This window comes from Nonomuraea sp. NPDC049158, from assembly GCF_040648335.1.
Lineage (GTDB): Bacteria > Actinomycetota > Actinomycetes > Streptosporangiales > Streptosporangiaceae > Nonomuraea.
Genome location: NZ_JBEZDM010000073.1, coordinates 1 through 16,383 on the forward strand (window position 1 = coordinate 1; position 16,383 = coordinate 16,383).

Annotated in this window: 18 protein-coding genes; 10 read left to right on the forward strand and 8 right to left on the reverse strand. The window is 69.1% G+C overall.

Features of this window, described 5'->3' with window-relative positions:
• The first annotated feature begins 202 nt into the window (after nucleotides 1-202).
• The 6 genes from AB0B61_RS56750 (at nucleotide 203) to AB0B61_RS56775 (ending at nucleotide 5,540) form a co-directional block, all read left to right on the forward strand.
• A complete protein-coding gene (locus AB0B61_RS56750; protein ID WP_358450501.1) occupies nucleotides 203-364 on the forward strand; it encodes a hypothetical protein in 162 nt (53 codons plus the stop codon).
• A complete protein-coding gene (locus AB0B61_RS56755; RefSeq protein WP_358450504.1) occupies nucleotides 361-840 on the forward strand; it encodes an Imm7 family immunity protein in 480 nt (159 codons plus the stop codon). The genes AB0B61_RS56750 and AB0B61_RS56755 overlap by 4 nt, the downstream gene beginning before the upstream one ends.
• Before the next feature lie 43 nt (nucleotides 841-883).
• Nucleotides 884-1,081, forward strand: coding sequence for a hypothetical protein (locus tag AB0B61_RS56760; protein WP_358450507.1), 198 nt, complete (start codon nucleotides 884-886; stop codon nucleotides 1,079-1,081).
• A gap of 159 nt (nucleotides 1,082-1,240) precedes the next feature.
• On the forward strand, nucleotides 1,241-2,989 hold the full coding sequence (locus AB0B61_RS56765; RefSeq protein ID WP_358450510.1) for an NAD-dependent malic enzyme: 1,749 nt from the start codon (nucleotides 1,241-1,243) through the stop codon (nucleotides 2,987-2,989).
• A complete protein-coding gene (locus AB0B61_RS56770; RefSeq protein WP_358450513.1) occupies nucleotides 2,986-4,446 on the forward strand; it encodes a class II fumarate hydratase in 1,461 nt (486 codons plus the stop codon). The genes AB0B61_RS56765 and AB0B61_RS56770 overlap by 4 nt, the downstream gene beginning before the upstream one ends.
• Before the next feature lie 179 nt (nucleotides 4,447-4,625).
• Nucleotides 4,626-5,540, forward strand: a complete 915-nt coding sequence (locus AB0B61_RS56775) for a serine hydrolase (protein WP_358450516.1) — start codon at nucleotides 4,626-4,628, stop codon at nucleotides 5,538-5,540.
• A 164-nt stretch (nucleotides 5,541-5,704) separates the two neighbouring features.
• On the opposite strand, the gene AB0B61_RS56780 is transcribed toward AB0B61_RS56775, so the two are convergent.
• The 5 genes from AB0B61_RS56780 to pstS are packed head-to-tail and all read right to left on the reverse strand — an operon-like array spanning nucleotide 5,705 to nucleotide 10,189.
• Entirely contained in the window at nucleotides 5,705-6,400 is a 696-nt protein-coding gene (locus AB0B61_RS56780; protein ID WP_358450519.1) for a response regulator transcription factor, read from the reverse strand.
• 26 nt (nucleotides 6,401-6,426) lie between these two features.
• Nucleotides 6,427-7,203 carry a phosphate ABC transporter ATP-binding protein PstB gene (gene pstB, locus AB0B61_RS56785; RefSeq protein ID WP_358450522.1) on the reverse strand — a complete coding sequence of 259 codons (777 nt, stop codon included), beginning with the start codon at nucleotides 7,201-7,203 and terminating at the stop codon, nucleotides 6,427-6,429.
• A gap of 14 nt (nucleotides 7,204-7,217) precedes the next feature.
• Nucleotides 7,218-8,093, reverse strand: a complete 876-nt coding sequence (pstA, locus tag AB0B61_RS56790) for a phosphate ABC transporter permease PstA (RefSeq protein WP_358450525.1) — start codon at nucleotides 8,091-8,093, stop codon at nucleotides 7,218-7,220.
• Nucleotides 8,090-9,070: a phosphate ABC transporter permease subunit PstC gene (pstC, locus tag AB0B61_RS56795; protein WP_357643166.1), complete on the reverse strand. Its 981-nt coding sequence runs from the start codon at nucleotides 9,068-9,070 to the stop codon at nucleotides 8,090-8,092. Before pstC ends, pstA begins: the two co-directional genes overlap by 4 nt.
• Before the next feature lie 6 nt (nucleotides 9,071-9,076).
• Complete coding sequence (gene pstS, locus AB0B61_RS56800) at nucleotides 9,077-10,189, reverse strand: phosphate ABC transporter substrate-binding protein PstS (protein WP_225301822.1); 1,113 nt, start codon at nucleotides 10,187-10,189, stop codon at nucleotides 9,077-9,079.
• 120 nt (nucleotides 10,190-10,309) lie between these two features.
• Between pstS and AB0B61_RS56805 the strand changes: the two genes are divergently transcribed.
• Nucleotides 10,310-10,783, forward strand: coding sequence for a low molecular weight protein-tyrosine-phosphatase (locus tag AB0B61_RS56805; RefSeq protein ID WP_358450529.1), 474 nt, complete (start codon nucleotides 10,310-10,312; stop codon nucleotides 10,781-10,783).
• Nucleotides 10,770-11,555 carry a fructosamine kinase family protein gene (locus AB0B61_RS56810; RefSeq protein ID WP_358450532.1) on the forward strand — a complete coding sequence of 262 codons (786 nt, stop codon included), beginning with the start codon at nucleotides 10,770-10,772 and terminating at the stop codon, nucleotides 11,553-11,555. Before AB0B61_RS56805 ends, AB0B61_RS56810 begins: the two co-directional genes overlap by 14 nt.
• Here AB0B61_RS56810 and hisN read toward each other — a convergent pair.
• The 3 genes from hisN to aroA form a co-directional block, all read right to left on the reverse strand.
• Complete coding sequence (gene hisN, locus AB0B61_RS56815; protein WP_358450535.1) at nucleotides 11,550-12,335, reverse strand: histidinol-phosphatase; 786 nt, start codon at nucleotides 12,333-12,335, stop codon at nucleotides 11,550-11,552. The genes AB0B61_RS56810 and hisN overlap by 6 nt on opposite strands.
• A 98-nt stretch (nucleotides 12,336-12,433) precedes the next feature.
• The gene (rsgA, locus tag AB0B61_RS56820) at nucleotides 12,434-13,474 is read right to left on the reverse strand and encodes a ribosome small subunit-dependent GTPase A (protein WP_358450547.1); all 1,041 of its coding nucleotides are present in this window, start codon (nucleotides 13,472-13,474) and stop codon (nucleotides 12,434-12,436) included.
• A gap of 220 nt (nucleotides 13,475-13,694) precedes the next feature.
• Nucleotides 13,695-14,996, reverse strand: a complete 1,302-nt coding sequence (aroA, locus tag AB0B61_RS56825) for a 3-phosphoshikimate 1-carboxyvinyltransferase (protein ID WP_358450538.1) — start codon at nucleotides 14,994-14,996, stop codon at nucleotides 13,695-13,697.
• Between the two features lie 94 nt (nucleotides 14,997-15,090).
• Between aroA and AB0B61_RS56830 the strand changes: the two genes are divergently transcribed.
• Together AB0B61_RS56830 and AB0B61_RS56835 are read left to right on the forward strand one after the other, a co-directional pair.
• Nucleotides 15,091-15,837 carry an SOS response-associated peptidase gene (locus AB0B61_RS56830; protein ID WP_358450541.1) on the forward strand — a complete coding sequence of 249 codons (747 nt, stop codon included), beginning with the start codon at nucleotides 15,091-15,093 and terminating at the stop codon, nucleotides 15,835-15,837.
• A gap of 153 nt (nucleotides 15,838-15,990) precedes the next feature.
• Entirely contained in the window at nucleotides 15,991-16,323 is a 333-nt protein-coding gene (locus tag AB0B61_RS56835; RefSeq protein ID WP_358450544.1) for a TraR/DksA C4-type zinc finger protein, read from the forward strand.
• The last annotated feature ends 60 nt before the right edge of the window (nucleotides 16,324-16,383 follow it).

The following is a 16,383-nucleotide window of genomic DNA, read 5'->3' on the forward strand; positions in this document are numbered from 1 at the left end:
CCCGGAAGTTAAGCTTCCCAGCGCCGATGGTACTGCACTCGGGAGGGTGTGGGAGAGTAGGTCACCGCCGGACAATCTTTGATTGCGGAAAAGGGGTTCCACGCACACGCGTGGGGCCCTTTTTTGCGTTATGGGGTCAGGCGGCGTTCCCGGGCTTTCTGCGTTCCTGGCCCTCGCGCCGTTCTGGCCAGGAGCTCGCTCGATGCAGCAGGCTGGAATCCAGCAGGGCGTGGTCCGCCTCGGTCTGCTGGGAGCCAACTGGGGCCGGGAAGGCTCGGTCCGCACGACGCGGCCTGCTGGAGCGACGGCCAAGACGCTGGGGAAGGCCAAGGTGGTGGAGAGACGGCGGAGGAGATGGCGATGATGGAGTACCACGGGTGGGTGACCATCCGACAGACGGCGCGCGTCGACGAAGAGTGGACGGCCTCGCTACGACGGTCTCATGGAGAGGGCGGCTACGACGATCTCCTGGAGCGGCAGGTGGAGGAGATTCGCGCCTATCTGGCGCAGTTCCCCGACTACGGTCTGATCGATCTGCGTTGGCTGAACGGCGTCCCCTCTCTGCATGTGGCCGGCCAGTCCAACCACAACGGCGGCTGGAGCGACATTCTCCTCGAGCTGTTCCAGCGGATCGGCCAGATCGCGCCCGGCTCCTACGGGCTGCTCCATCTCTGGGACGACGAAGGCGCCCACCCGAACGAGTTCCGCGTCTACCGGCTCGTCCGCGGCCGGCTGAGCGAGCACGCCGACACCCTGCTCTCTCCCACGATCCCGACCCTCGAAGACCCCGAACCGCACTCCTGCCCCGAACCGCACTCCTGCCCCGAACCGCACTCCTGACCTGAACCGGACTCCTGAGCGGACCCGAACCGGCGTGGTGACCATGATCGGGGTTCCTGCGGCCGGGCTGCCGAAGACCACAACCTTGGCGGGCCGCATGCTCAGCCTGGCAGCCGCGGTGGCCACGTCGTGTTCGATGACGGTGTTGAGCGTCAGCCCTTTCGAGGCGATCAGCTGCTTCAGCCGGTCCGGCGTCGCATCGACGGAGCCGCTCGCGGCGTGGACGATGACGTCCATGTGACGGAGTATGCCCACGTCAGGGACCCATCCGAGCAGGCCGCATTCTTCGCGTAAATCTATTTTGCACGATTTAAGGGACAGCTCTGGGCTGTGGTGGGGAAGGGCGGGAGAGGGGCAGCCGCACCCTTGATCAGGGGTGCCTCGCTGGAAGGGGATCCTGATGTCGCCTGGCAAAAGGAAGCCGGATCTGGTAGGTCCGATGTTCGCCGAGCAGGCCGATGGAAGCTATGTCTCGTCGCTGCGCGGCCTCGCCGTGCTGCGTGAGCCGCTGCTGAACAAGGGCACGGCCTTCTCGCCGCAGGAGCGGGCCGACCTGGGCCTGGAGGGCCTGCTGCCGCCGGTGGTCGAGACTTTGGACGAGCAGGTGAGCCGGTCGTACGCGCAGTATCGTGCGCAGCCGACCGACCTGCTCAAGAACGTCTTCCTAGAGGGCCTCCGCGACCGGAACGAGGTGCTGTACTACCGGCTGCTGGGCGACCACCTGCGCGAGATGCTGCCCATCGTGTACGACCCCACCGTCGCCGAGGCGATCCGCAGCTACAGCCATGAGTACCGGCGCCCGCGGGGAGTGTATCTGTCCGTCGATGACCCGGATGGAATTGAGCGGGCGTTCCAGAACCTGCAGCGAGGCCCGGACGACGTCGATCTGATCGTGGCCTCCGACGCCGAGGAGATCCTGGGTATCGGCGACTGGGGCGTGGGCGGCGGGGCCGGCATCGCGGCCGGCAAGCTGGCCGTCTACACGGCTGCCGCGGGGATCGACCCCGGCCGGGTCGTACCCGTCGCCCTGGACGTGGGCACCGACAATGAGGCGCTGCTGAACGACCCAAGTTATATCGGCAACCGGCACGCCCGGGTGCGGGGTAAGCGCTACGACGACTTCATCGACGCCTACGTGAAGACGGCGTCGCGGATGTTCCCCGGCGCGATGCTGCACTGGGAGGACTTCGGCCCGTCGAACGCCCGCCGCATCCTGGAGAGGTACACCGATCGCCTCTCGACCTTCAACGACGACATGCAGGGCACCGGAGCGATCGTGCTGGCCGCCATGCTCAGCGCCGTCCGGGCGTCCGCGACCCCCATGGACGAGCAGCGGATCGTCGTCTTCGGCGCCGGCACCGCCGGCATCGGCATCGCCGACCAACTGCGCGACGCGATGGTTCGCGCCGGTCTGGACGCGGAGAGCGCGACCCGGCGGATCTGGCCGGTCGACAAACAGGGCCTGCTCATCGACGACATGAAGGACCTGCGTGACTTCCAGCGGCCCTATGCCCGCTCACGGGCGGAGGTGCGCGATTGGTCCAAGGACGCCGCAGGCATCTCGCTGGCCGAGGTCGTCGAGCGGATCAAGCCGACCATGCTGCTCGGCACCTCGACCATGCATGGCGCGTTCACCGAGCAGATCGTGCGCACGATGGCCGCGGGGGTCGAGCGGCCGATCATCTTCCCGATCTCCAACCCGACCGAGCGGATCGAGGCGATGCCCGCCGATCTGATCCGCTGGAGCGACGGCCGGGCGCTGATCGCCACGGGTATCCCGGTCGAGCCGATCACCTACAACGGCGTCACCTACGTCATCGCCCAGGCCAACAACGCCATGCTCTATCCCGGGCTGGGGCTGGGGGTCGTCGTCGCCCGGGCCCGCCGGGTCAGTCCCGGCATGTTGCAGGCCGCCGCCGAGGCGGTGGGCGGCATGGTGGACGTCTCGACCCTCGGCGCGTCACTGCTGCCGCAGGTGGACAACCTGCGCGAGGTCTCCGCCTCGGTCGCCGTGGCCGTCGCCGACAAGGCGGCCGAGGAGCACCTCGCCCGCACCAACCTGCGCAACACGATCCAGCAGGTCCAGGACACCATGTGGCAGCCCACCTACCGGCCGGTCCACGCGAACGGGAATGGGCACGGGCGGTGAGCGCGCCCCGCGTCCAGGACGTGCCGATCGGACTCGCGGACACCGGCACCCGGACGGAGAGCGACTCCCTCGGCGAGGTGGAGGTGCCGGCCGAGCACTACTGGGGCGCCCAGACCCAGCGATCCCTGATCCACTTCGACATCGGCGACGATCGCATGCCCAAGGCCATCTACCACGCCTACGGCTACATCAAGAAGGCGGCGGCGATCGTCAACGCCCGCGCGGGCCGCCTCCCCCACTGGCAGGCCGACCTCATCAGCCGGGTCGCCGACGAGGTCATCCGCGGCGAGCTGGACGGCGAGTTCCCGCTATACGTCTGGCAGACCGGCTCGGGCACCCAGTCCAACATGAACGTCAACGAGGTGATGTCCAACCGGGCGATCCAGCTCGTCGGCGGACGACTCGGCAGCAAGGATCCGATCCATCCCAATGACCAGGTGAACATGGGCCAGTCGTCCAACGACACCTTCATCACCGCCATGCACCTCGCCGCCGCCGAGGCCGTCGACGAACACGTGCTCCCAGCCGCCGACCGGCTGCGTGACAGCGCCGAGGCCAAGAGCCGCGAGTGGGAGCACATCGTCAAGATCGGGCGTACTCACCTGGAGGACGCCACCCCGCTGACCGTCGGCCAGGAGTGGTCCGGCTACGCCGCCCAGCTCGGCGCGGCCATCGACCACCTCGAACGCACCCGCACCGGGCTGTACCGGCTGGCGATCGGCGGCACCGCGGTCGGCACCGGGCTGAATGCGCCGCCGGGGTTCGGTGCGGAGATGGCCCGGCAGATCGCCGAGCTCACCGGGCGGCCCTTCACCGGAGCGCCGAACAAGTTCGCCGCCCAGGCCTCGTGCGACGATCTCGTCCGGGTCTCGGCGGCGCTGCGCGCCTTGGCCGTGCCACTGTTCAAGTTCGCGAACGACCTGCGCTGGCTCGGCTCCGGGCCACGTACGGGGCTGCGTGAGCTGATCCTGCCGGCCAACGAACCGGGTTCGTCGATCATGCCGGGCAAGGTCAACCCGACGCAGGCCGAGGCCATGCTGATGGTCGCCATTCAGGTGACCGGCAACGACACCGCAGTCTCCATGGCGGGCGCCGAGGGCAACTTCGAGCTGAACGCCTTCCGCCCGGTCATCATCAAGAACGTCCTGCATTCGGCGCGCATCCTGGCCGACATGATGGACCACTTCCGCACGTATCTGGTCGAAGGAGCCCGGCTGAACACCGAGACCCTGCACCGCTACGTCGACAGCTCGATCATGATGGTGACCGCCCTCAGCCCCGTCGTCGGTTACGACCAGGCCGCCCGCATCGCGCACCACGCCCTCGACAAGGGGCTGGCGCTCAAGGACGCCGCACTCGAATGCGGCGTCGCGGAGGACCTGTACGACAAGATCGTCGACCCCGAACGCCTCACCAGGCCAGGGGTACCCAGCCCGAACGGCGGCAACCGACGCTGAAACAAGGCCCACAACACCGCCCCGCGGGGTGAGACCGCCCCACAGGGCTTGCCGAATGGGGCATCTGTAACGCCGACTCGAACGTCAAACTGGGCACCACTGGCCACTAGCGTCACATCAGCACCATTCGTGATAATTCACCAATGGTGGCGGGCAGGGGCGTCGGGGGGTTCTCTCGCGTGGCCTTAGCGGGGCTTGTCCTGCTGCTCCTGGCCGTCTGGCCGGTGCCCCAGCGGGAGCCGGTCCAGCGCTCTGCCGCCTTCCATCAGCGGGCCCCGATCCTGCTCCAGCAGCAGGCGCTGGTCGAAGCTCCCGCGCCGGTGAAGCATCGCAAGAAGCCCAAGCCGGATCCGCCGATCGCGGCCAAGAAGATCACCAAGCGACTCGATCGCTACCTGGCCGGCCGTCCGGGGCCCGTCACAGCCATGGTCGAAGATCTCACCACCGGGCGCCTCTATCGTTATCACCGCAACGAACGACTGATCACCGCCAGCACCGCCAAAGTGCAGATCCTCATGGCGCTCCTGCTCAAGACCCCCTGGCACAAGCTCTCGAAGGCCACCAGGCACGACGCCGACCTCATGATCCGCTACAGCGACAACCACGCCGCCGATCGTCTCTGGCTGCGCATCGGTGGGGCTGCCGGGTTCACGAAGGCAGGTAAGAAGTACGGGCTACGCCACACTCAGGGGGTTCCCGGCGACTGCGTCGACCTGTACTGCTGGGGCATCACCAGCACCTCGGCAGAAGACCAGGTGCGGCTGATGAAGGCCCTCGTGTCGGCCAAGAGCCCGCTCCGGGCCAAGGATCGTGCGCAGGTGCTCAGGCTGATGGGCAAGGTGATCGACGGCCAGAACTGGGGCGTGAGCGCCGCCAAGTGCAAGGGCGACCATGTCGCGCTGAAGAACGGCTGGCTGAAGCGCGTGTCCACCAAGCGCTGGGCCGTCGTCAGCGTCGGCCTCGTCCACGGCCACGGCCATGACTACGCACTGGCTGTACTGACCGAGAACAACGCCGACACCGGCCAGGGCATCGCGACCGTTCAGGGCGTGGCCGAGCGGATCATGAAATCTTTCCGATCGTGCCACGCCTGACCGTGCGGGTCGTACAGGGCCGCCTGCCTGAAGGGGGTCACACGGGGCCGGATGGGGCGTCCCACGGGCTGAACGGGGTTAAACGGGGCGGAACATCGTCACACAGGCTGAACGGCTGCACAGGGTCACACAGGGCCGCGCAGAGTACACAGAGCTGAGCAGGGTCACACAGAGCCGGAGGAGGCGGGGGCGACCAGGCGGTAGCCCACGCCGCGGACCGTCTGGATCAGCGCGTCCTCGTCGTCGCCCAGCCGGGCTCGCAGCCGCTTGACGTGCACCGCGATCGTGTTCGTCGAGGTGCTGGACACCGTGTGCCACACATGCCGCATGATCTGCTCGCGCGTGACCGTGCGGTTCGCGTTGCGCATCAGGTACTGCAGCAGCTCGAACTCGCGCAGCGGCAGGTGCACGATCCGCCCGTCCACCCGTACCTGGTAGGCCTGCGCGTCGAGTTCGACGCCGCCCACGACCAGCACCTCGCGGCCCTCCGGGGAGGCCGCGTGGATGAACGGCAATAACTCCGGCACCCGGTACGGCCTGGCCACGCAGGCGACGGCACCGGCGGCGAGCGCCTGTACGGCCTGCTCGGCGTGCCCCTCACCGACGCCGAGCAGTACGGGCACGGCCCGCGAGAGCCGTACCGCCCGTACGAAGTCGACGGCGCCGATGACCGGCAGCGTGGCCGACACGAGTACCACGTCAGGCTGCAGCGCCCCGGCCTGGATCAGGCCCTGGGCGCCGTCGGGGACGCCGGTGACCGACACGCCCTCGCGTTCGAGGGCGGTGGCCACGTCCTCCACGACCCCGTTGTCCGGGTCCGCGATGAGCAGGATGGGCTTCGTCCTCGTGTCCCCGTTCACACTGGATGCCGCCTGCGGGTGGATCATCAGCCGAAGCGCCCGGTGATGTAGTCCTCGGTCGCCTTCTCGGTGGGATTGGTGAACATGCGGGAGGTCTCGTCCATCTCGACGACCTTGCCGGGCTTGCCCTGCTCGGCGAGGTTGAAGAAGGCGGTCCGGTCGCTGACGCGGGCGGCCTGCTGCATGTTGTGGGTGACGATCACGATCGTGTAGTCGTCCTTGAGCTTGGCCATCAGGTCCTCGATGGCCAGCGTGGAGATCGGGTCGAGCGCGGAGCAGGGCTCGTCCATCAGCAGTACCTGCGGCTGGACCGCGATGGCCCTGGCGATGCAGAGTCGCTGCTGCTGGCCGCCCGACAGGCCCGCGCCGGGCTTGTTGAGGCGGTCCTTGACCTCGTTCCAGAGGTTGGCGCCCTTCAGCGACGTCTCGACGACGCCGTCCATCTCCGACTTGGCGACGCGGCCGTTGAGCCGGAGCCCGGCGGCCACGTTCTCGTAGATCGACATCGTGGGGAACGGGTTGGGGCGCTGGAAGACCATGCCGATCATCCGGCGCACCGAGACCGGCTCGACGTTGGAGGCGTACAGGTCCTCGCCGTCGAGCAGCACCTTGCCCTCCACGCGCGCGCCGGGGATGACCTCGTGCATGCGGTTGAGCGTGCGCAGGAACGTCGACTTGCCGCACCCGGAGGGGCCGATGAACGCGGTGATCGAGCGCGGCTCGATGGTCATCGAGACGTCCTCGATGGCCTTGTGGCCTCCGTAGTAGGCGTCGAGGCCGGAGACCTGGATCTGCTTAGACATAGTGGCTTTACCCCTTATCGGCCTCTGGCAGGTGCGCGCCACCGGGCGATCAGGCGCGCGACCAGGTTGAGCAGCATGACGATCAGGATGAGCGTGAGGGCTCCGGTCCAGGCCCGATCCACGGCGGTGTCGTTGGGACGCCCCGCCTGGTCGAAGACGAACAGGGGGAGCCCCATCTGCGGCCCGCTGAACGGGTCGTTGTTGATGGAGTCGGTGAAGAACACGGTGAGCAGCAGCGGCGCGGTCTCGCCGGCGACTCTGGCCACGGCCAGCATGACGCCGGTGATGATGCCGGTCAGCGCGGTCGGCAGGACGACCTTCATGATCGTGCGCCACTTGGCCACACCCAGCGCGTACGAGGCTTCGCGCAGGTCGTTCGGGACCAGGCGGAGCATCTCCTCGGCCGATCTGACCACGGTCGGCATCATCAGGATCGACAGCGCCAGTGCCCCGGCGAACCCGGAGAACGGCTGGCCCAGGAACAGGACCCAGAACGCCAGGATGAACAGACCGGCGACGACAGAAGGGACGCCGGTCATGACGTCCACGAAGAAGCTGATGTACCGGCTCAACCGGCCGCCGTTGCCGTACTCGACCAGGTAGATCGCGGTCAGCAGCCCGATGGGGACGGAGATGACCGAGGCGAGCAGGACCTGTTCCAGCGTGCCGATGATCGCGTGGTAGGCACCGCCGCCCGCGTCGCGGGCGCCGATGTTGCGCATCGAGTGCGTGAGGAAGTCCAGGTCGAAGCGCCCAAGGCCGTTCTTGATCACCAGCCAGAGCACGGACACGAGCGGCACCACGGCCAGGGCGAACGCCAGGTAGACCAGCCCCTGGACGACGCGGTCCTTGATGCGGCGGCTGGTCGAGATGTGCTGGATCGCGGTCATGCGGCGGCCCTCGCGTACTCCTTGCGGCGGTTGATGATCATGCGGGCCGCTATGTTGACGAGCAGGGTGATGACGAACAGCACCAGGCCGGAGGCGATCAGCGCGCCCCTGCCGATCGGGGTGGCCTCACCGAAGCCGTTGGCGATGTTCGCCGCGATGCTGTTGGCGTGCGGGGTGAGGATCTCGAAGCTGATGTCGAAGGTGGCGGGGAAGATCAGCGCGACCGCGATGGTCTCGCCCATCGCCCGGCCGAGGCCGAGCATCGAGGCGCTGATGACGCCGGGACGGCCGAACGGCAGCACGGCCATCCTGATCATCTCCCAGCGGGTGGCGCCGAGTGCGAGCGCCGCCTCCTCGTTCATCTTGGGAGCCTGGAGGAAGACCTCGCGGGAGATGGCCGCGATGATCGGCAGGATCATGATCGCCAGGACGATGGCTCCCGCGATCATGGTCTTGCCGCCGATCGCGCCCTCGCCGGCGAAGAGCGGGAACCAGCCCAGGTTCTCGTTCAGCCACTGCGACGGCGTCTTGAGCAGCGGCACCAGGAAGACCACGCCCCACAGGCCGTACACCACACTGGGGACGGCCGCGAGCAGGTCGATCAGGTAGCCGAGCGGCCCGGCCAGGCGGCGGGGCGCGTAGTGGGAGATGAACAGCGCCACGCCGACCGCGATGGGCGTCGCGATGACGAGCGCGAGGGCCGAGCTGAGCACGGTGCCGAACGCCAGGGCGGCGATGCCGAAGACCTGGCTGCCGTTCGGGTCCCAGACCAGCTCGGAGAAGAAGTGACCCTTGTTCGCCTGCAGGGCGGGGATCGCCTCGCTGATGAGGAAGACGGCGATGGCCGCCATGATCCCCAGCAGGATGACGCCCGCGCCGGTGGCGGCGTAACGGAAGGGCCCTTCACCATGGCTGCGCCGCGAGGCGGATCGGCTCGTGGCCGATCCGCCGTCACGGGTACGAACGTTGGTCGTCATCGGCTGCTAGGAGATCGCCTCGACAGCGGTGCGGACCTTGGTCAGGAGATCGCCCGAGAGGGGGGCGTAACCGAGGTCCTTCAGCGCGGCCTGGCCCTCGTCGCTGGCGGTGTAGGTGAGGAAGGACTTGACCAGCTTCGACTGGTCGGCGGGCAGGCCCTTCTCGCAGGTGATCTCGTACGTCACCAGGACGATCGGGTAGGCGCCCGCGGTCTTGGTGGCGTAGTCGATGCCGAGCTTCAGGTCGTTGCCCGTGCCCTTGATCTCCGCGGTCTCGATCGTCTTGGCGGCGCTGTCGGCGTTCAGCTCGACGAACTCACCCGCGCCGTTGGCGACCTTGGCCTTCTGGAGCTGGGAGTTCTCGGCGAACGACAGCTCGACGTAGCTGATCGAGCCCTCGGCGCCCTTGACCGAGGAGGCGATGCCGTCGGAGCCCTTGGCGCCCTGGCCCTTGGCCTCGGCGGGCCACGCCTTGGCGGGCTCGTACGGCCACTCGGCCGTGGCCTTGAGGAACTTGGTGAAGTTGTCGCTGGTGCCGGACTCGTCGGCCCGGTGGAAAGCCTGGATCGGCGTCGAAGGCAGCTTGGCCTGCGGGTTGTCGGCCTTGATGGCCGCGTCGTCCCACTTGGTGATCTTGCTGCTGAAGATGCCGCCGAGAGTCTTGGGGGACAGCTGCAGCCCGTCGACGCCCGGGAGGTTGTAGACGACCGCGATCGGGCCGGTCACCATCGGGATGTTGATGGCCTTGCCGGTCTTGCACCGGGCGTCGGCTTGGGCGGGCTCGCCCTTGTCGTCCTTGAGGGCCGAGTCGGAACCCGCGAAGGCGACCGTACCCTGGATGAAGGCCTGAACGCCCGCGCCGGAACCGCTGGGCTGGTAGTTCAGGCTGGCCCCCGGGTTCTTGCTCTGGAAGTCCTTCTTCCACTGGTCGATCGCGTTGGCCTGCGCCGAGGATCCGGCGGCGTTGATCGTGCCGCTCAGACCGTTGTCGTTACCCGCGGCGGTGGTGGCACCGGCGGACGCGGTGGCGTCAGCGCCGCTGTTGTTGTCTGTGCCGCACGCAGCGAGCGAGAGCGCGCCGACGACGGCGACGGCGGCGAGCCGGCCTGCATACTTCACGGTTGGGTTCCTCCCACTTGGTCCTTAGTCGCTACGAAGTTATGCAGCCAAGGTGACTCAATCCCCCTACCACGGGTGAACGGACGGTGAACGGGCCTGGTCACCCTCATGATGGGAGGTATGACCTATCGCGTATGCCTGGTGTGCATGGGGAACATCTGCCGTTCACCTATGGCGGAGACCGTGCTCAGGAGGACACTGACCGACCACGGACTCGATGAACGGGTGACCGTCGACAGCGCCGGCACCGGCGCCTGGCACGCCGGGGATCCCATGGACGCGCGGGCTCTGCGGACGCTGGCCGACCACGGCTATGACGGCTCCGCGCACCGGGCCAGGCAGTTCACTTCGGGCTGGTTCGACCGCTACGACCTGGTGCTGGCCATGGACCGGGACAACCTGTCGTTCCTGCGGCGGATGGCCCCTGAGGGCGTGGAGGTGGAGCTGTTCCGCTCGTTCGACCCCGACGCGCCGCACGGCGCCGAGGTGCCCGATCCCTACTACGGCGGGGACGAGGGCTTCGAAGAGGTGCTGCGGCTGGTCGAGGCCGCCTCCGAAGGCGTCGCGAAGCACATCGCCGATGAGATCGACTGAGGACCTCGGGGCCTCCCACGGGTGGCGGCTGCAGCGGGGCGTGCTCGACGACGGGCGCGTGGTGTTCGCCAAGACAGGGGCCGTTTCTCCGGTGTTCACCTCCGAGGCGGAAGGACTGCGGTGGCTGGGTGAAGCCATCGCCGTGCCGGAGGTGATCGAGGTCTCCCGGGATCGGCTCGTGCTCTCGTGGGTGGACACCTCCGCGCCGACGGCGGCGGCCGCCGAGCGGTTCGGGCGCGATCTCGCGCGGCTGCACCGCGCCGGCGCGCCCGCCTTCGGCGCGCCCTGGCCGGGCTTCATCGCCGACCTGCCGATGGACAACTCACCCGCCGGCGACTGGCCGGCCTTCTACGCCACCCGCCGGGTGCTGCCCTTCGTACGGCAGGCGCGGCTGCCCGCGCGGGACGTGGCGCTCATCGAGCGGGCCGTGTCGCGGTTCGGCGAGGTGGCGGGGCCGCCGGAGCCGCCGGCGCGCATCCACGGTGACCTGTGGAGCGGGAACGTGCTCTGGTCGGACGGGCAAGGGGTGCTCATCGACCCGGCGGCGCACGGCGGGCATCGGGAGACGGACCTGGCGATGCTGGCGTTGTTCGGGGCGCCCTATCTGGATCGGATCCTGGGGGCCTACCAGGAGGAGACGCCGCTCGCGGACGGGTGGCGGGAGCGGGTCTCGCTGCATCAACTGCATCCGCTGCTCGTCCACGTGGTGCTCTTTGGTGGGACATATCGCGACAGCTTGCTGGCTGCCGTGGCGCGGGTGCTGGCTCTATGAGGCGTTCAGGCGTCTGAGGACCTCGTCGTGCAGGAGGCCGTTGGTGCAGACCATGCTGCCGCCCTCCAGTCCGGGGACGCCCGCGAGGTCCGTCCATCTGCCGCCGGCCTCCTCGACGATCACGGTGAGGGCCGCCATGTCCCACGGCGACAACTCCGGCTCGGCGGACACCTCCACCGAACCCTCCGCGACCATCATGTGCGACCAGAAATCGCCATAGGCCCGGGTGCGCCAGCAAGCCCGCCCGAGGTCGAGGAAGTTGTCGAGGCGGCCCATCTTCTCCCAGCCGCCGAAGCTGGAGTAGGAGAAGGACGCGTTCTCCAGATCGGACACCGACGAGACCCGCATCCGGGTCGCCTTGGTCAGGCTCTTGCCGGTCCAGGCGCCGCCCTCGGTGGCCGCCCACCAGCGCTTGCCCAGGGCGGGGGCGGACACCAGGCCCACCTTGACCTCGCCGTACTCCATCAGCGAGATCAGTGTCGCCCACACGGGCACGCCGCGTACGTAGTTCTTGGTGCCGTCGATCGGGTCGATGATCCAGGACCTGGCGCCCCAGCCCGTCTTGCCGAACTCCTCGCCCACGACCGCGTCACGCGGCCGGGCCCGCCGGAGGGTGCCGCGAATGGCCTCCTCGACGGCGCGATCGGCATCGCTGACCGGCGTGAGGTCCGGCTTGGTCTCGACCTTGAGATCGACCGCCTTGAACCTTCGCATGGTCAGGTCATCGGCGTGGTCCGCCATGACATGCGCCAGACGTAGATCATCGTTATAACCCGTCACGATGAGCCACGCTACCGTGACTTACGTCCCGAACATCAGTCGAGCGGCCCTGGATTTCTGGTAAGTCCCGTCCGCTGCGGGGTGCGCCTTTCGGGGTCTTAGGTGCCGTCGTCCGGAGTGCCCTCCCGGCTGGACAGGAGGCGGCGGAGGGATTCCAGGCGGGCCGGCTCGGCGTGCCCGGCCGCCACCCAGGAGTCCAGCGCGCAGTCGGCGTCCAGGTGGGTGCAGCCCTTGGGGCAGGTGACCGTGCCTTCGATGAGGTCCGGGAAGGAGGCGAGGACCGTCTCGACCGAGACGTGGGCCAGGCCGAAGCTGCGTACGCCGGGGGTGTCGATGATCCAGCCGCCCTCCGGGAGCTCCAGGGCCACGGCTGAGGTCGAGGTGTGGCGGCCGCGGCCGGTGACGGCGTTGACCTGGGAGACCGCGCGGTTGGCGGCCGGGACTAGGGCGTTGACCAGGGTCGACTTGCCCACGCCCGAGTGGCCGACCATGACGCTGAGGCGGCCGGTGAGGTGGTCGCGGAGCTGGTCCAGTGAGCCGCCCTTGTGGACGACGACGTGCGACACCCCGAGCGGCTCGTACATCGCCACCAGCTCGTCGGGCGGCGCCAGGTCCGACTTGGTGAGGCAGAGCAGCGTCTCGATCTCGGCGTCGAAGGCGGCCACCAGGATCCGGTCGATCATGCGCGGCCGGGGTGGCGGGTCGGCGAGCGCCGTCACGATGACCAGTTGGTCGGCGTTGGCCACCACGGGGCGTTCGATGCCGTCGGTGTCCTCGACGTCGTCGGCCGAGCGGCGCAGCATCGACGTGCGCGGCTCGACGCGTACGACCCTGGCCAGGGCGTCGGGGCGGCCCGAGACGTCGCCCACGAGGGCCACCCGGTCGCCGACGACGATGCCCTTGCGGCCGAGCTCGCGCGCCTTCATGGCGGTGACCAGGCGGCGCTCCGGCTGCTTGCGCTTCTGGGCCGATCCCTTGGCTCGTTCTGGCTCGACCAGTGTGGTGTAGCGGCCCCGGTCGACGGCGACCACGAACCCCTCCACGGCGTCCTCATGCGCAGGGCGGATCCGGGTCCGCGGCCGTGAGCCCTTGCCCGGCCTGACCCGTACGTCGTCCTCGTCGTACTCCCGCTTTCTCAGCGGTCTACCCCCATGTCACCATCCGCCGCCCGTCCACCCTGGCGGTCCTGTCCACATGTTGCCCCACCGGGCGGGGTGCCCAGGGAATCGTACGCGCGCGCCGCTCCACCGCGTCGGTTGTGCCCGCGTGCCCATCCCACCATGCCGACCGGCATGGCCGCCCGCACGAGCATCCGCGCCGGGCGGGTGCCCGTGGGGCGAGGAGCGGCCGGTGGGATGGTCATCGCTCGCCCAGCATGGTCGTCCACATCTGGACGAACTCCGGGAGCGTCTTGGCCGTCGTCGCGATGTTCTCCACGCTGATGTCCGGGACCGCCAGCCCGATGACCGCTCCGGCCGTGGCCATGCGGTGGTCGTCGTAGCTGTGGAAGACGCCGCCGTGCAGCGGGCGGGGGCGGATGAGCAGGCCGTCGTCGGTCTCCTCCGCGTCGCCGCCCAGCCGGGTGATCTCGGTGACCAGGGCGGCCAGGCGGTCGGTCTCGTGGCCGCGCAGGTGCGCCACGCCCCGGATCCGGGACGGCGAGCTCGCCAGTGTGGCCAGCGCGGCGATCGTCGGCGTCAGCTCGCCCACCTCGCGCAGGTCGGCGTCGATGCCCTCGATCCGCCCGGTGCCGGTCACGGTCAGGGAGCCGGCGTCGCCTGTCGCCTCGTCTGCCACCGGGGACAGCCGGACCGTGGCGCCCATCGAGGTGAGCAGGTAGCGCAGGGCGTCGCCCGGCTGCGTGGTCGTGCGGGGCCAGTCGGGGATGGTGACCGTGCCGCCCGTGACTAGAGCCGCGCCCAGGAAGGGCGCCGCGTTGGACAGGTCGGGCTCGACGGCCACGTCCCTGGCCGCGATCGGCCCCGGCTCCACCCGCCAGATGTCGCGCTCGCCGTCGTCGACCGTCACCCCGGCCGCCCTGAGCATCTGGATCGTCATCTCGATGTGCGGCTGCGAGGGCACGGGCGGGCCGACATGGCGGATCGTGATGCCCTTCTCGAAGCGCGCCGCCGTGAGCAGCAGCCCCGAGACGAACTGCGACGAGCCCGACGCGTCGAGCGTGACCTCGCCGCCCGCCAGCGGACCGTGGATGGTGAAGGGCAGGGCGTCGTTGTCGACACGGGCGCCGAGTGCGCGCAGCGCGTCGAGGATGGGGCCCATGGGGCGCTTGCGGGCGTGCGGGTCGCCGTCGAAGGCGACCGGGCCGTCGGCCAGAGCGGCCATCGGCGGCACGAAGCGCATGACGGTGCCCGCCAGGCCCGCGTCGATGCTCGCGCCGCCACGGATCGGGCCAGGGGTCACCTGCCAGTCGACGGCGGCCGTGGTCTCGTGCACCGATGTCAGGGTGGCGCCCAGGGCACGCAGCGCCGCCACCATGAGGTCGGCGTCGCGGCTGCGGAGCGCTTGGCGCACCATGCCGGGGCCGTCGGCCAGCGCGGCGAGGAGCAGTGCGCGGTTGGTCACGGACTTGGAGCCGGGCAGGCGGATCGAGGCGGCCACGGGAGCGGTCGCGGTGGGTGCGGGCCAGTGCGGTGCGGGCATGGTCAAAGAATACTGGCGCGGGTGAACTTCACGGCTGCCGGCGGCTCGGCCGGCCGCGCATGCGGTCGCAGGCCGTACATGGCAGTGTGGGGACATGTGCGGGAGATACGCGTCGGCGCGCAAGAAGCACGAGCTGCTGGAGGAGTTCCAGGTCGAGCTCGACGGTGACCCCGACGAGGAGCTCGGGCCCGACTACAACGTCGCGCCCACCAAGAACGTCTACGCCGTCCTCAGCCGGGTCCCGAAGGACGCCGAGCGGGCCGTGCGGCAGCTGCGGATCGTCAAGTGGGGACTGGTGCCGGCCTGGGCGAAGGACCCGTCGGTGGGCTCGCGGATGATCAACGCGAGGATCGAGACGGTGGCCGAGAAGCCGTCCTACCGCCAGGCGTTCGCCAAGCGCAGGTGCCTGCTGCCGGCCGACGGCTATTTCGAGTGGATGCCGGTCGAGGGTGACAAGAAGAAGAAACAGCCCTACTTCATCCACCCGGAGGACGGCGGGGTGCTGGCGATGGCGGGCCTGTACGAGTTCTGGAAGGACAAGTCGCGCGACGACGACGATCCACTCAAGTGGCTGGTGACCTGCACGGTCATCACCACCGACGCCGAGGACGACCTGGGCCGCATCCATGACAGGATGCCGATGATGATCGAGCAGGAGCGCTGGGCGGAGTGGCTCGATCCCAAGCTCACCGACCCCGAGCAGGCTTCGGGGCTGCTGGTGCCGGCCGACAGCGGGCGGCTGACGGCGGTGCCCGTGTCCACAGATGTCAACAATGTTCGGAACAACGGCCCGGACCTCATCAAACCCCTGCCTCCAGCGGAGGAAACCGCTCTCCGCTAAAGGTGTAAGAGCCACGCTAAGTGGGCATTCGGTGGGGAAAGCGATGCATCCGTTCACCCGGAGTCACCGCCACACATGCCCCCCAACGCGCCGGGTAGGACTTCCGGGGAGTCCCGCTGCGGCTTGCCCCCCTTTACCCGGAGGTGCGGATCCGTGGACGACGCGACCGCTCGTAAGCAGCTGGAGAAGATGCTCGCGGACCTGGACCGATCGATCGGGGTGCTGCAGGGCGACCCCGCCGCGATCCGCGATCACTCCGCGGCCGACGCGGGGTCCGACCTGACCGACGCCGACCGCGCCCAGGCCATGCTCACCGTGGCCACCGCGCAGCGCGGGGCCGTGATCGAGGCGCTCAAGCGGGTGGACGAAGGCACGTACGGCAGGTGCGTCGACTGCGGCAAGCCCGTGCCGGAGGGCCGGTTGGAGGCCCGTCCGGAGGCCGCGCGGTGCGTGGAGTGCCAGGGCAGGCAGGAACGCCGCCGCTAGCCCGCCTTTCGTCGGCGGTACCGCCGACCAAAAGCGATATGGGCGGCGCACACGTGTGTA